The organism is Allobosea sp. P4_C6 (genome assembly GCF_056402015.1).
In genome coordinates, this window is sequence record NZ_JBFUIF010000339.1 from 1 (window position 1) to 576 (window position 576).

At 58.9% G+C, this 576-nt stretch carries 1 protein-coding gene; it reads right to left on the reverse strand.

Annotation, left to right across the window (positions count from 1 at the left end; translation table 11 throughout):
• Positions 1 to 383 (reverse strand): MobA/MobL family protein (locus AC1DVA_RS29010; protein ID WP_476808221.1); only part of this gene is annotated, 383 nt, incomplete at its 3' end.
• Positions 384 to 576 lie beyond the last annotated feature (193 nt).

Consider the following 576-nt stretch of genomic DNA (forward strand, 5'->3'; position numbering starts at 1 on the left):
GAAAACATCAGGTGCAGATGGGGCTGGGGCCTGCCGTCCGCTGCCTTCGGACTGTGGATCGCGAAGCTGAAAGGATGCTTCACGCCGAGATGGGCGTCGATGAACCGGCGGGCCAATCGGTGCGCCGCGGCGGGGTCGAGTTCGCGCGGTAGCGCGACCTGGATCTCGCGATAGGTCGAGCCGTTGGCGCGCTCGTTCTCGTCGGCAGCACGCCAGAAATTCGCGGGATCGGATGCGGCCCATTTCGGCATATTTCCATGCCCGGCTGCGACGAGATCGTCACCGCGCTGCCGTTCGTATTTTCCGCCGCGAACGACGTACTCCATGTGAGCTGCCGCCTTGCCAGCTTTTCCGACTTTCACACTTAAGTGCCGGATGGCCATCCGCTCTTCAACTTCCAGGAGGAGAGGCGCAGGGTTTCCCTCGCCTCGATAGATTCTACTGAGATAGAAACTACTAATCGCGCCTTCCAAACAACAGGAAGGCCAATGCCAATAATTATACCGAGTTTGCGAACCGCCATGCAACCGAGCTATGACGGATATCGTAACCGATGATGCGAGCTCTGATATGTCC